The 13520-nt window shown below is 60.2% G+C and carries 12 protein-coding genes; 7 read left to right on the plus strand and 5 right to left on the minus strand.

Going from position 1 to position 13520, the window contains the following annotated elements; genetic code table 11:
• Positions 1 to 23: 23 nt before the first annotated feature.
• Positions 24 to 800: a glucose 1-dehydrogenase gene (locus TERRO_RS08900; protein ID WP_014785668.1), complete on the minus strand. Its 777-nt coding sequence runs from the start codon at positions 798 to 800 to the stop codon at positions 24 to 26.
• A gap of 96 nt (positions 801 to 896) precedes the next feature.
• A complete protein-coding gene (locus TERRO_RS08905; RefSeq protein ID WP_014785669.1) occupies positions 897 to 2327 on the minus strand; it encodes a glutamine synthetase family protein in 1431 nt (476 codons plus the stop codon).
• 291 nt (positions 2328 to 2618) lie between these two features.
• Here TERRO_RS08905 and TERRO_RS08910 point away from each other — a divergent pair, with 291 nt between their 5' ends.
• From TERRO_RS08910 to tadA, 6 genes are all read left to right on the plus strand, one after another.
• Complete coding sequence (locus TERRO_RS08910) at positions 2619 to 3665, plus strand: threonine aldolase family protein (RefSeq protein ID WP_014785670.1); 1047 nt, start codon at positions 2619 to 2621, stop codon at positions 3663 to 3665.
• A 24-nt stretch (positions 3666 to 3689) separates the two neighbouring features.
• Entirely contained in the window at positions 3690 to 4601 is a 912-nt protein-coding gene (locus tag TERRO_RS08915; protein ID WP_014785671.1) for a carbon-nitrogen hydrolase, read from the plus strand.
• 11 nt (positions 4602 to 4612) lie between these two features.
• Complete coding sequence (locus TERRO_RS08920; RefSeq protein ID WP_014785672.1) at positions 4613 to 5095, plus strand: DUF3455 domain-containing protein; 483 nt, start codon at positions 4613 to 4615, stop codon at positions 5093 to 5095.
• The gene (locus TERRO_RS08925; RefSeq protein ID WP_014785673.1) at positions 5096 to 6157 is read left to right on the plus strand and encodes an agmatine deiminase family protein; all 1062 of its coding nucleotides are present in this window, start codon (positions 5096 to 5098) and stop codon (positions 6155 to 6157) included.
• 85 nt (positions 6158 to 6242) lie between these two features.
• The gene (locus TERRO_RS08930) at positions 6243 to 6878 is read left to right on the plus strand and encodes a cytochrome P460 family protein (protein WP_014785674.1); all 636 of its coding nucleotides are present in this window, start codon (positions 6243 to 6245) and stop codon (positions 6876 to 6878) included.
• A gap of 26 nt (positions 6879 to 6904) precedes the next feature.
• Positions 6905 to 7351 carry a tRNA adenosine(34) deaminase TadA gene (gene tadA / locus TERRO_RS08935; protein WP_245536261.1) on the plus strand — a complete coding sequence of 149 codons (447 nt, stop codon included), beginning with the start codon at positions 6905 to 6907 and terminating at the stop codon, positions 7349 to 7351.
• Here the strand turns inward: tadA and TERRO_RS08940 are convergent.
• Both TERRO_RS08940 and TERRO_RS21970 read right to left on the minus strand, forming a co-directional pair.
• Complete coding sequence (locus TERRO_RS08940) at positions 7348 to 7914, minus strand: hypothetical protein (RefSeq protein ID WP_041592524.1); 567 nt, start codon at positions 7912 to 7914, stop codon at positions 7348 to 7350. The genes tadA and TERRO_RS08940 overlap by 4 nt on opposite strands.
• Before the next feature lie 50 nt (positions 7915 to 7964).
• Positions 7965 to 10187: an NHL domain-containing protein gene (locus tag TERRO_RS21970; protein WP_169315295.1), complete on the minus strand. Its 2223-nt coding sequence runs from the start codon at positions 10185 to 10187 to the stop codon at positions 7965 to 7967.
• 375 nt (positions 10188 to 10562) lie between these two features.
• Here TERRO_RS21970 and TERRO_RS08950 point away from each other — a divergent pair, with 375 nt between their 5' ends.
• On the plus strand, positions 10563 to 11381 hold the full coding sequence (locus tag TERRO_RS08950) for an EAL domain-containing protein (RefSeq protein WP_014785678.1): 819 nt from the start codon (positions 10563 to 10565) through the stop codon (positions 11379 to 11381).
• 15 nt (positions 11382 to 11396) lie between these two features.
• Here TERRO_RS08950 and uvrB read toward each other — a convergent pair whose 3' ends face one another.
• The gene (uvrB, locus tag TERRO_RS08955; RefSeq protein WP_014785679.1) at positions 11397 to 13382 is read right to left on the minus strand and encodes an excinuclease ABC subunit UvrB; all 1986 of its coding nucleotides are present in this window, start codon (positions 13380 to 13382) and stop codon (positions 11397 to 11399) included.
• Between the last annotated feature and the right edge of the window lie 138 nt (positions 13383 to 13520).

Raw genomic sequence — 13520 nt, forward strand, 5'->3', positions numbered from 1 at the left:
TATCTAAGTGTACCTTTCAGGCCTTACTGCTCGTGATAGTTCCGCATCAGTCCGCCGTCGACGAAGTACGTGGAGCCCGTGACGTAAGCCGCTTCGTCACTCGCAAGGAAAGCAGCCAGTGCGCTGACGTCGTCGATGCTGCCCATCCGTCCCAGCGGGATATTGGCGAGCAGGGGATCGAGCTTCGCCTTGTCATCCAGCAACTTCTTGTTGATCGGCGTAATGATGGCGCCTGGCGCGATGTTGTTGACAGTAATGTTCTTCGGTCCCAGCTCCACAGCAAGATCGCGCATCAGCATGCGGATACCGCCCTTGGAGGCGCAATAGCTGGCGAAGTGTGGGAAGACCATGTCCTCGTGAACGGAGGAGATATTGATCACGCGCCCCGGTATCTTCGCAGCCAGCACGCGCTTCACGAAAGCCTGTGTCGTAAAGAACGGTCCTTTGAGATTCACATCCAGCACCAGGTCGTAGTCAGCCTCGGTGACATCGACAAAGTCTGAACCCTTCTCAACGCCTGCATTGTTCACCAGGATGTCAATCTTGCCGAACTGATCCCAGCCCGCCTGCACCAGTGACTGACACTCGGCAACCTTCGACACGTCTGCGCGGACGATGAACGCCTTCCGGCCCAGCGCTTCGATCTCCTGCTGCGTCTCCTGCGCGCCTTCAATGTGCCCACTGTAGTTCACGACGATGTCTGCGCCGTCCTTCGCCATGCGGATTGCGATGCCCTGACCGATGCCGGACGAGGAACCGGTGATAAGTGCGACTTTGCCTGCGAGTTTGCCTTCGCTCATGTACAGATGAGATGCAGGAAACCCTGCCAAGTCAGTCGAACCAAAAAAAGATGGACACCCGAAGGTGTCCATCTGTCGTTCGTGATCGCGCAAGACCTAGAACTGGCCCCACAGCAGCTGGTTGTAGATCTCGTGGTGGAACTGCACTTCCGGTCCCTTGACCACAGATCCCAGCAGGCGCGGGCAACGATCAGCCGAAGCCTGCTTTAACTCTGCAAAGCGCTCTTTCACATCCGCACCCAGCAGGGTCGTGGTCCAGTCGGAGCCGCGGAAGTTTTCGATCGCCGTGTAGATGTTGTCTGGCAGGTAACGCGAAGCCTGGCGCAGGTTTTCGATCTGTCCCACCTGGCCGTCCAGACCCGTCTTGAAGACCGAGTACAGCACGCCGTACGGGTTCGCATCGGGGCCCACAGAGCGGACCTCAACACGTGCCGACTTCTCGTTGCCGATCGGGATACGAACCATCGAACCGCGATCCGTTGCCGAAGCCTTGATCTGGTTCGGCGCTTCGAAGTGCGGATCCAGACGACGGTATGCGTTCACGCTCGAGTTCAGCAGCAGGCAGATGTCGTTGCCGTGCGTCAGAATCTTGTCGATGAAGCTCCATGCCATCTCCGACATGCCTTCTTCACCAGCCTTATCGAAGAAGAGGTTCTTCTTATCCTTGGTGATCGACACATTGGTGTGCATGCCGCTGCCATTGACGCCCGTAACGGGCTTGGGCAGGAAGCTTGCCGTCATACCCATCTGCGTCGCCACCTGGCGGCAGATCAGCTTGTACAGCTGGATCTGATCGGCTGCCGAAACCACATCGCCGTACGTGTAGTTGATCTCGAACTGTGAGGGAGCAACTTCCGGGTGATCCTTTTCGTTCTCGAAGCCCATCGCGCGCTGCACTTCTGCGGCCGTATCGATGAACTCGCGCAGGGGATCGCCAGGCAGCGAGTTGTAGTAGCCGCCGCCGTTGACGTACTCAAACGAGCCGGTCTTGTGGAACGAGCGCTCTGCATCGACGCCTTCAAACAGGAAGCCTTCGACTTCGTTCGCCGCGTTCAGGGTGTAACCCTTCTCGTCGTACAGCTTGTTGGCGTACTGCTTCAGGATGCCGCGCAGATCGGCGCTGTAGGGGCCGCCGCTCTTGTCGATGACTTCGCCGAAGACCATCACCTTGCCGGAACCGAAGACGTCTGCCGGAGTCCAGTAGAAGGCATTCCAGTCCAGGCCCAGGCGCAGATCCGATTCCTTCTGTGCCGTAAAGCCGCGGATGGACGAGCCGTCAAAGGTCAGGTTGTCATAGCTGTTGACCAGGAACTTCTTGTCGTAGTCCAGCATGTGCATCCGGCCTTCCAGATCGCTGAAGACGACGGTGACGGCCTTGATGCCCTTGGTGTCGGTCAGGTACTTCAACCGCTCTTCCTGGATCTTGCCAATCGCAACGTGCTTCTTGCGCTGGTCCTTGGCGGCCAGGTTCAGCTCTTCGAGCTCTTCATACGACAGTTCGAGAAATTCGCGGTAATTGCCTGACATACGACTCCTTAGCGGGTACGACGCGGCGCTGCACAGCAGCCTGCGCGGGTATCAAACCTGGGATAAAGAAAGCAAAGTGAGATGCGGACGAGACGGTGGGCCGAACAGCCTTGCCTCCCCTAAAAAATATCAGAAAATTCGCAAGGAACGATGCCGGGCTTCGTACCTCTTGTTTTCAAGCCGCAGATCCGCTTCCACGGCGTAACGCGGCCACTGCGTCTCGCTCGAGAGAAAGCTAAGATGAAGTGTGCGAGAAGCGTCACTGCTTCTGGGACATCCAATCAGGAAGCAATGACACACATCAGCACCGACAACTCGCAACAGTTCGCCAGCGACAACTACTCCGGTATCTGCCCTGAGGCGTGGGCGGCGATGGCTGAGGCCAATCAGGGCCACGCCACTGCGTACGGCGACGATCCCTGGACCCAGCGCGCCTCGGACCTCTTCCGCGACCTCTTCGAGACAGAATGCGAGGTCTTCTTCGCCTTCAATGGCACTGCGGCCAACTCGCTGTCGCTCGCGGCGCTGTGCCAGAGCTACCACTCGGTCATCTGCGCTCAGTCGGCCCACGTCGAGACGGACGAGTGCGGCGCACCGGAGTTCTTCTCCAACGGCAGCAAGCTGCTCACCGCGCAGACCACCGATGGCAAAATGACGCCGGCGGCGATCCGCACACTGGCGACGTCGCGCAACGACATTCATTTCCCCAAGCCAAAGGCCGTCACCATCACCCAGTCGACCGAGACCGGCCGGGTCTACTCGCTGGACGAGCTCAGCCAGCTCAGCGCTACTTGCCGCGAGCTGAAGCTGCATCTCCACATGGATGGCGCGCGCTTTGCCAACGCCGTCGCCAGCATCGGTTGCACACCTGCAGAGATGACGTGGAAGGCCGGCGTCGAAGTGCTCTGCTTCGGCGGCACCAAAAACGGCATGGCCATCGGCGAAGCGATCGTCTTCTTCGATCACACACTCGCGCAGGACTTCGACTATCGCTGCAAGCAGGCGGGTCAGCTCGCCAGCAAGATGCGCTTCCTGTCGTCACCCTGGGTCGGCATGCTTGAGAGCGGCGCATGGCAGCGCAACGCGCAGCACGCTAACGCCTGTGCCACACGCCTGCGCGAGTCCATATCGGGCATCACGCAGGGCAGCATCATGTACCCCACCGAGGCGAATGCCGTCTTCCTCATGAGTGACGAGGCCCGCCTGGAGCAGCTGCGCGAGCGCGGCTGGCGCTTCTACACCTTCATCGGCGGCAGTGCCCGCTTCATGTTCGCGTGGGACACGGATCTTGCGCGCGTCGATCAGCTTGCAGCAGACATTCGCGAGATCATGGCGTAAGCCGCTCGCACAGGAGTTTGAATCATGAAGAAGACCAAGATTGCGCTCATCCAGATGAGCTGCGTCCCCGATACGGGGAAGAACCTGGAGCACGCGGCAGAGCTCGTCATTGAGGCTGCAAAGAACGGAGCGGATCTCGTCTGCCTGCCGGAACTTTTCCGTGCGCAGTACTTCTGCCAGCGTGAGGATCACGCACTCTTTGCAACCGCCGAGTCGATCCCCGGCCCGTCGACAGAGCGCCTCGGCGCCATCGCAAAGGAACACGGCATCGTCATCATCGCGTCGTTGTTTGAGCGCCGTGCACCGGGGCTTTATCACAACACGGCCGTGACGATCGAGCGCGACGGCAGCATCGGCGACGTCTATCGCAAGATGCACATCCCGGACGATCCGCTCTACTACGAGAAGTTCTACTTCACGCCGGGCGACCTGGGTTTCAAAGCATTCGCATCCTCCGCCGGCAATATCGGCACGCTCGTCTGCTGGGATCAGTGGTACCCCGAAGGCGCGCGCATCACGGCGCTCAAGGGCGCAGAGACGCTCTTCTTCCCGACGGCCATCGGTTGGCATCCCAGCGAAAAGGAAGAGTACGGTGACGCCCAGTACGACGCATGGCAAACGACGCAGCGTGCGCATGCCATCAGCAATGGTGTCTGGGTCTGCGCGGTCAATCGCGTTGGCTTCGAGCATGGCGACGTCGTCCACAACGGTGTCGACATGCCAGGGCCAGAGGGTGCAGGACTCGAGTTCTGGGGCGGCAGCTTCATCGCCGATCCATTCGGGCGCATCGTTGCCAGGGCTTCACACGACAAGGAAGAGATCCTCTACGCCGACATCGATCCCGCTCAGGTTGAAATTACGCGTCAGCACTGGCCCTTCCTGCGCGATCGCCGCATCGATGCCTACGAAGGTGTGACGAAGCGTTTCCTGATCTGAAGGGGTTCACGATGAAGGTCAAAGCACTTGCACTCTTGCTGCTTCTGGCAATCGGCGCGCACGCGCAGGATGTCACGGAGCCTCCGGCCACCGCCAAGGTCAAGTACACGGTGCTAGGCATCGGCCGGCAGGTCTACGCCTGTGGTGAGGACGGCAAGTGGACGCTGCAGGAGCCGCAGGCTGACCTGATCGACACGCAGACGCATCAACCGGTGGGCACCCACACCAAGGGGCCCACATGGACCTGGAGTGATGGCAGCGCAATCACCGGCAAGGTGCTGCAGCAACGCGTATCGGCAGACTCAATCCCATGGCTGTTGCTGCAGGTGCAGAGCAGTGGCGGAAGCGGCGCGCTCAGCACCATCGCCTTCATCCGTCGCTCAGACACGCAGGGTGGCGTCCCACAGGCCGCAAACATCTGCGGTGCGCAGAACGTCGGCAGTACCATCAACGTCCCTTACCAGGCGACCTACACCTTCTACACGGCTCAATAGATGACGAACGAGACACACTCGCAGTACCGCATGCCCGCAGAGTGGGATACACATACCTCCACCTGGATCGCGTGGCCGCATAACGCGCAGGACTGGCCCGGTCGCTTTCAGCCCATTCCCTGGGTTTACTCCGAGATCGTGCGGCAACTGTCGCAGGTGGAAGAGGTCAACATCCTCGTCAACGACGAGCGCGCACAGAAGGTTGCGACGCGAATCCTGACGCGTGCCGGCGCTAACCTCGCGCGCCTGCACTTCCACCTCTGGAAGACAGATCGCATCTGGCTGCGCGACAGTGGCCCCATCTTCGTCAAGAAGGACGACAAGCTCGCGATAACAAACTGGAAGTTCAATGCGTGGGCAAAGTATCCCAACTGGTTGAACGATGACCAGATTCCCGAGCATGTTGCAAAGCTGCAGGGGATCGAGCGTTTTGACCCCATGATCACGCTGGCCGATGGCAGGGAACAGCGCGTGGTGCTTGAGGGCGGCTCGATCGACGTGAATGGTGCCGGTGCCATGTTGACCACGGAAGAGTGCCTGCTGAGCGAAGTGCAACAGCGCAACCCAGGCGTCTCACGCGAACAGCTTGAGGGTATCTTCCGCAGCTATCTCGGTGTCGACCAGGTGCTATGGCTCAACCGCGGTTGCGCAGGCGATGACACGCACGGTCACGTCGACGACATCGCCCGCTTCACCGCGGTCGATACCATCGTCGCTGCCGTCGAACACAACACCGCCGATGAGAACCACCTGCCGCTGGCGGAGAACCTCGAACGTCTGCGCAACTTCCGGCAACCAAATGGATCGCCCTACAAGATCGTTGAACTGCCAATGCCGTCGCCCGTGATCTTCGACGGCGAACGCTTGCCCGCGAGCTATGCAAACTTCTACATCGCGAATGGCCTCGTGCTGGTGCCGACATTCAACGATGCAAACGACCGCGTTGCCCTCAACATCCTTGCCGAACAGTTCCCGACGCGCAAGGTTGTCGGCATCCACTGCGGCGACTTCATTTGGGGTCTCGGCGCGCTCCACTGCATGACACAGCAGGAACCCGCTTAAAAGGAACTTCGCAGGCACTCTCTTCGTATGTAAGCTGGACGCATCCCCCAAACTGCAGTCCAGCTTCCTACCTGAGGTTTCACGCATGCTGAAGACCATCGCCGCCGCCGTTACGCTCTCCACGTTTGTGATCGCTGCGGTCGTCTCGCATCCGGTCAAAGCGGCTGACAAGACCTCCGCACCCACCACGATGCCCATTCCCGCCGACTACCGCGAGTGGATCTATCTCACCAGCGGCATGGATATGACCTACGCACAGGCCGGTGCCGTCGGACTCACTGCTGACAAGAAGTCTGTCTTCGACAATGTGTTCGTCAACCCCGAGGCCTACAAGGTCTTCAAGCAGACGGGCACGTGGCCGGACAAGACGACATTCATCCTCGAAAACCGCATCGGCGAGCCGAATGTCTCCATCAACAAGGGCGGACGCACGCAAAGCCATGACATCAGCGGCCTTGAAATTCACGCGAAGATGAACAACGAGTGGGTCTTCTATGTTCGCGGCAAGGACGGCCAGGAACACCTGGTTCCAAAGCCCGCAAGCTGCTACACCTGTCACGAAGAACACGCCGCCAGCGACACGACCTTCGTGCAGTTCTACCCAACACTGCTGCCCATCGCACAGGCGAAGAACACCCTCAGCGCTGCCTATCTAAAGGAGACGGCGTCACCCGATGGAAGCGGTGCGGGCACGACACCGGTCGCACCACCCACAAAGTAAACTTCCCACAACGTAAACTTGTCGTTGTGACCGATCTGGATGCCATGCAAGCCGCTATCGCCGAGGCGCACGCCGCCTCGGCTGACGGTGAAGTTCCCGTGGGCGCAGTGGTCCTGCTCGATGGCGAGATCATCGCTCGCGGCAACAATCGCGTCATTCGCGACAGTGATCCGACGGCACACGCTGAGATCGTTGCCATGCGCGCTGCAGCGCAGCACCTGCGCAACTACCGGCTCAGCGGTTGCACGCTCGTCGTGACCCTTGAGCCGTGCTCCATGTGCGCCGGTGCGATTCTCCACGCACGTGTCGCCCGCCTGATCTATGCAGCAGCCGATCCCAAGGCAGGCGCGTGCGGCTCCGTTCTCGAAGTAATGAACCACCCAAAGCTCAATCACCGCGTAGAGGTCACCGCAGGCCTCCTGGCAGAGGATTGCTCCACCATGCTGCAGCAGTTCTTTCGGGCAAGACGCTAGCGCGCAACCGGCAGAGGCACATGAAACACGATGCCCGCACCCACGCGCACACTGCGCTGACGGTCACCGGCACCATTCGGCAGATTCGTCTGCAGAAAATCCACCTCCGCCACTCGAAGACCAAGTCGCCGGCTGAGCCGAACTTCAAATGCACCGCCAAGGGCCATCGCAAAGTTTGTCGAAGTGTCCACACGCCGTGGCCCCGCGACAAAGTCAGCATCGAAGCCACGCACAGCGCCAAAGAGCGCATGAGCATTAAGCGTCCCATATCGCAACGGCACCGCATAACGCGGCCCGGCAAGCAAAGTGATCTCGCTCAGTCCGCGCGCAGAAGCCGGAACACGACTCACCGTGACGCCAGCAACTTCCACTGCCGCAGACAGCCGCCGAAACAGTGGCACTGCGGCATCCACCGCACCACCCTGCAGCCAGAAACAGCCGCAGGTCCCCGGAGGCGCATTTGCCTCCGTCGCCACATAGCGGACGGCAACAGGGATCGCGACCTCCCGACCACTCCGATCCTGCGCACTCACCGCCTGCGCCATGCCTGCCAGCAAGAACAAGGCAAGGCACCTCAAGACGCGCACCCACGCGCCCGGCAACAACAATCGCATCATTGGCTCACCGTCAAATTGATGGTTGCGGTGTGGACGAGCGCGGCTCCCATCACATCCGTAGAAGTGGCAGTAACGATCACCGCGTAATGAAAAGTCTTGGCCGCACCGCCAGTGCCGTTGCTCGCAGAAGTAGCCTGAAAGCCACCGCCACAACCTCCTGCGCACACCAAAGCAACGACACAAAGCACTCTCACACCAGGACGGAAGCCCCGCCGCCACCCAAGCAGGAAGAAGCCTGCAATCACTCCCGCCATCGTTCTCGACACACCCGAAGGCCCCGTGCCAGCTAACGTCGTAGGCATGATTAAAGCCAGCGAGACATTCGCAGGATCGCCGCCAAGCGTAAAAACCGACGGAGTAAAAAGGGCTGTAGCTCCCGCCGGCAAACCGCTAACGCCAAGCCTCACCGTATGATTCAGCGTGCCGTTCACTGGCACAATCGACAACGGGATCGCAATGCCACCACCCGCGCTGCCGCTATAACTCCCGGCAGCTGCAGCGATCGTGAAGTCAGGCGCTGGCACCACCGTCTGCGTCACATCCGCCGACACACTGCCCGCGTACGCCGCATCACCGCTGTAGACCGCATGCACCGTATGCCGTCCCGTCCGCAGCCCAGCCGTCGCAAACGTCGCCGAACCACCCGTGAGCGCAACTGTCGCAAGCGGCACATCCCCATCTAAGAATGTGACGTTCCCCGCCGGCACAGTTCCCAACAATCCCCGCACGACAACGGAGAACTCAACCGGTGTCCCCGCAAAACTGATGCTGCCATCGCTCGACAGCGTGGTGCTGCTCGCAGCCAGGGAGCCGACAGCCGTCGCATTGCCCGTCAAAACGACACTCGCAGCCGGTGCGCCTTCAAGCAGCAACCGAAGAAAAGCCGTCTGCTGCCCCTGAGCAATCGGAGCGAAGGTCACCCCAACGACGCAGGAAGCCCCCGCCTGCAGCGAGAAAGGCGCCGCAGGACAGCCCGCACTCCCGCCACTCGCAATAAAGCCCGACGGGAACAAGACCGCGGAGATTCTCACCGACTCTTTCCCACCATTGCGAAGCGTCAGAGCCTGCGCCGCAGACGAACGACCGGCAGGAACATCCCCAAAGGCAAGGGAAGACAAAGTAACGCGCTGCACCTGGTGATTTCGCCGATCACTCATCGCGACACTGCCACCCGCGTCGACTGCCGCACCTGCCGGCGAATCCATCGCGCTCTCTGCCGCAACCCCGACAGCAGCCGCGCCCTGCCTCCCGCTCCCGGCAACACTAGCAGAAGCGACAACTCCAGAAGCATCCAGCCCGCTCAGTAGCATCTGCTGTCGCCCCGCATCGGCGATCAGCAGCCCCCCGGCAGCGTCCACACCAAGACCCTCCGGCCTGCGCAGCGTCGCTCCCGTCTCGTAGGCGTTGATCGTTCCATCGGCCAGAAGAGCGCGTACGCGGTAAGCTTCCCGGTCAGCGATCAGCAGCCTTCCATCCGGCAGCACCTGCAACGCCCCGGGCGAACGAAACGAAGCAGCCGTCGCAACGCCGCCATCACCCGCATCATCCTCCGTACCGGTCCCGGCAATCGTAGAGACCGAACCGCCGGGTGGGATCTTCCGAACACGGCGGTTGCCAGTGTCAGCGACATACAAGCTCCCATCCGCCGCGAACGCCAGTCCACCGGGCGATCGAAACCGCGCGACCATTGCCGGGCCTCCATCACCACCAAACCCAGGCGCGCCATTGCCGGCGACGGTCGTAATCACTCCACTGGCGATGCGGCGGATGCAGTGATTGCCGCTATCGGCAAAGTAGACTGACCCGTCCGGCGCGACCGCTACAGCCGTCGGTGCATTCAGTTCCGCCGCCGTTGCCGCGCCACCATCCCCTACGTACCCCTGATGGCCAGTCCCCGCAACCACCGCGAGCACGCCGCCTGACGAGACGCGATCGATCTGATGATTCCGAGAGTCCGCAACATACAAATTGCCCTCGTGGTCATACGCCAGGCCTCGCGGCCAGCCCAGTGCAACATCTTGCGCAGTGCCCGCCACCGTCCGTCCATCGCGACCACTGCCTGCGAGCGTACCCACGCGACTACCAGGATCGAGAACCAGGACCGCCTGGGCTTTCACCGAAAGTACGGAAAACAGCAAAAAGATGAGGAACGAAGCTGTCACCAGGGACTTGCCGCGCCGCGCCCGACGCGATAACCCTTCGTCCCTCGGCAACGTCACTCGATCACCTTCGAACCCGACAGGGGCGTCACGACGCCTTGATGTCATCGGAAAAGTTATTTACAGGGAAACGATTTGCCACATCGTACGCCCCGGTTGCCTAAAGTTACACCCCCGTGGCATACGTCTATGCAACTAAGTGTGTACGCTAGACATCACTTGACTACGTATGATTGGCGCATAGACGCCCGTTGACGTCTCGACTTGTATTGCCCTTTGAGGGTCTGGCAACTCTCGTTTCTATCTGCTCGTTCTCACTGACCCTCCCGGTCTTTGGTGAAAATCGCGTTTTAAGAGCGCTGCCAGCAACGGAAAAACTGTTGCCGTGATCGTACTGCGGCAATTGCAAGGGCGCGACGGGGAAGGCTGGACACTATGCAGGAAGTCGAATACCAGTTCTGGGTGCGTGAGCAGGAGCGCAAGCTTCGTGGTGGATCGCCAAAGCCGATCTTGATCAAGGGCGAAATCCCGCGATTCTCCATGGCGTTCCAACCCATCGTCAGCGTCCTTGACGGATCTGTCTTTGCCTTCGAAGCCTTGGTGCGCTCGGAGTCGGGCGAGAGCGCGCACTCCGTCCTCTCGCGCGTTCAACCGCGCAACTTCCACCTATTCGATAAGGCATGCCGCTCCCGCGCCATGACGGAGGCGATCCGCTCCGGACTTCTGCAGCATCCGGATCAGAAGCTGTGCGTCAATGTAAATCCGAACGCAGCCATCAGCGCCAACAGCCACCTCCGTCACACCTGCGACGAAGCGATCGGCATTGGCTTCCCACTCGATCGTCTGATCATCGAGTTGGTTGAGGACGATGAGATCTGCGACTTCGACGGCTTGAAGCGCGTCGTTGATGACTACCGCAAATGCGGCGTCAAAGTCGCCATGGATGACTTCGGTGCAGGCTATTCGGGATTGAAGCTGCTCTCGAAACTGCAGCCCGACATCATCAAGCTCGACATGGGCTTGATCAGCCGTCTGCATGAAGACCGCACCTCGCAGGTAATCGTGAAAGCGATCGTGCAGGCATGCTCTGAGCTCGAGATCACAACCATCGCCGAGGGCGTTGAGAGTTACGACACAGCCATGCGTCTACGCGACATGGGCGTTGCTCTCCAGCAGGGCTACTACTTCGCGCGGCCGGGCTTCGAGCATCTTCCGCACGTAACCTACACGCTGCCTGAGCCGGCCCTCGGCTAGGCAGCGCGCAAGTCCTTACGAGAAAAAGAACTCCTTCGTCCGCATCTCTTTGATCTGGTCGCGAAGCTTCGCGGCCTTTTCGAACTCAAAGTTCTTCGCCGCCTCACGCATATCCTGTTCCATGCCGGCAATGTGCTTGTCCAACGCCTGCTGATTTGGAAAGTCGGCCACATTATCGTCGGTCGTCACATCGACGTAGTCGGCCTCTGCGATACCCACCAGCGCCTCGCCAATCGGACGGACAACAGACATCGGCGTAATGCCATGCTCCTCGTTGTAAGCCACCTGCTTCTCCCGGCGGCGATCCGTCTCGTCGATGGCGCGACGCATGCTGTCGGTCATAACGTCGGCGTACAGAATCGCCCGGCCTTCCAGGTGTCTTGCGGCACGTCCAATCGTCTGGATCAGTGAGCCCTGCGAACGCAGGAAGCCTTCCTTATCTGCATCCAGAATGGCAACCAGCGAAACCTCTGGCAGATCGAGGCCTTCGCGCAGCAGGTTGATGCCGATCAGCACGTCATACTCGCCCTTACGCAGATCGCGCAGCAGCTTCACGCGCTCGAGCGTCTCGATCTCAGAGTGCATGTAGCGGCACTTCACCCCAACCTCCGTGTAGTAGCCGCTCAGATCCTCCGCCATTCGCTTCGTAAGAGTCGTGACCAGCACGCGCTGGTTCTTCTCCACGCGATCACGGATCTCCGCAAGCAGATCGTCGATCTGGCCCTTGATCGGACGGATCTCAACCGGAGGATCGACCAGACCCGTGGGACGGATGATCTGCTCGGTCACGACGCCCGCGGCCTTCGTCAGCTCATACGCTCCAGGCGTCGCGCTCACGTAGATGATCTGACCGGTCCTGGTCTCGAACTCATCGAACTTCAGCGGACGGTTGTCCATCGCAGAAGGCAGGCGGAAGCCATAGTCCACCAGGTTACCCTTGCGCGATCGATCGCCGTGCCACATGCCATGCAACTGCGGCACGGTGACGTGGCTCTCGTCGATGAACACCATAAAATCACGAGGGAAATAGTCGAAGAGTGTCGGTGGCGGCTCACCCGGCAGGCGCTGGCTGAAGTGCCGCGAGTAGTTCTCAATGCCGTGGCAGTAGCCGACGGACTTGATCATCTCCAGGTCAAAGCGCGTGCGCTGGTGGATGCGCTGCGCCTCCACCATGCGGCCTTCTTTTTCAAGCTGCGCCTCCCATTCGACAAGCTCGCTCACGATGCTGTCGATCGCGGATGACTTGCGCTCGGGCTGCACGACATAGTGGCTCTTGGGGTAGATCGGCAGCCGCGCGTACTTCTGCTTGACGGTACCGAAGAGCGGATCGATCTGCGAGAGCGAGTCGATCTCGTCACCGAAAAGCTCAATGCGATACGCAAGTTCGTCGTACGTCGGAAAGATCTCGATCACATCGCCGCGAACGCGGAAGGTACCGCGACGGAAGTCGCCGTCATTGCGGTCGTACAGAATCTCGACCAGTCTGCGCGTGATGTCCTCGCGCTTGATCTTCTGGCCCTTCTCCAGCAGCATCAGCATGCCGTAGTAAGCCTCCGGCGAACCGAGACCGTAGATGCACGAGACCGACGAGACGATGATGCAGTCACGGCGCTCAAAGAGTGACCGCGTCGCGGAGAGCCGCAGCTTGTCGAGCTCTTCGTTGATCGTCGCTTCCTTCTCGATGTAGAGATCGCCCGAAGGAATGTAAGCCTCAGGCTGGTAATAGTCGTAGTAGCTGACGAAGTATTCGACTGCGTTGTTCGGGAAGAACTGTTTGAACTCGTGGTAAAGCTGCGCCGCCAGCGTCTTGTTATGTGCCAGCACGATCGCGGGGCGGTTCGACGCCTCGATGACCTTTGCCATGGTGAAGGTCTTGCCGGAGCCGGTGACGCCCAGCAGCACCTGGTGCTTTTCGCCGTCGAGCAGGCCGGCAGTTAGCTCTGCGATGGCGCGCGGCTGATCGCCTTGGGGTGTGTAGTCGGTGGCTAGCTGGAAATCCATCCCTACAGTTTACCTTTTGTTCGCCTTCCGGGAACCGGCGGCAATCTCGTGCGTGTGTCATTTGCAGCGGCGCGGGCAGATGCTACTCTGCGTTCCATTACCTTCAAAAGAATGTTTTCGCAGGGGACGGCGATGGAA

Origin of the sequence: Terriglobus roseus DSM 18391, assembly GCF_000265425.1 — a bacterium.
GTDB classification, from domain to species: Bacteria; Acidobacteriota; Terriglobia; order Terriglobales; family Acidobacteriaceae; genus Terriglobus; species Terriglobus roseus.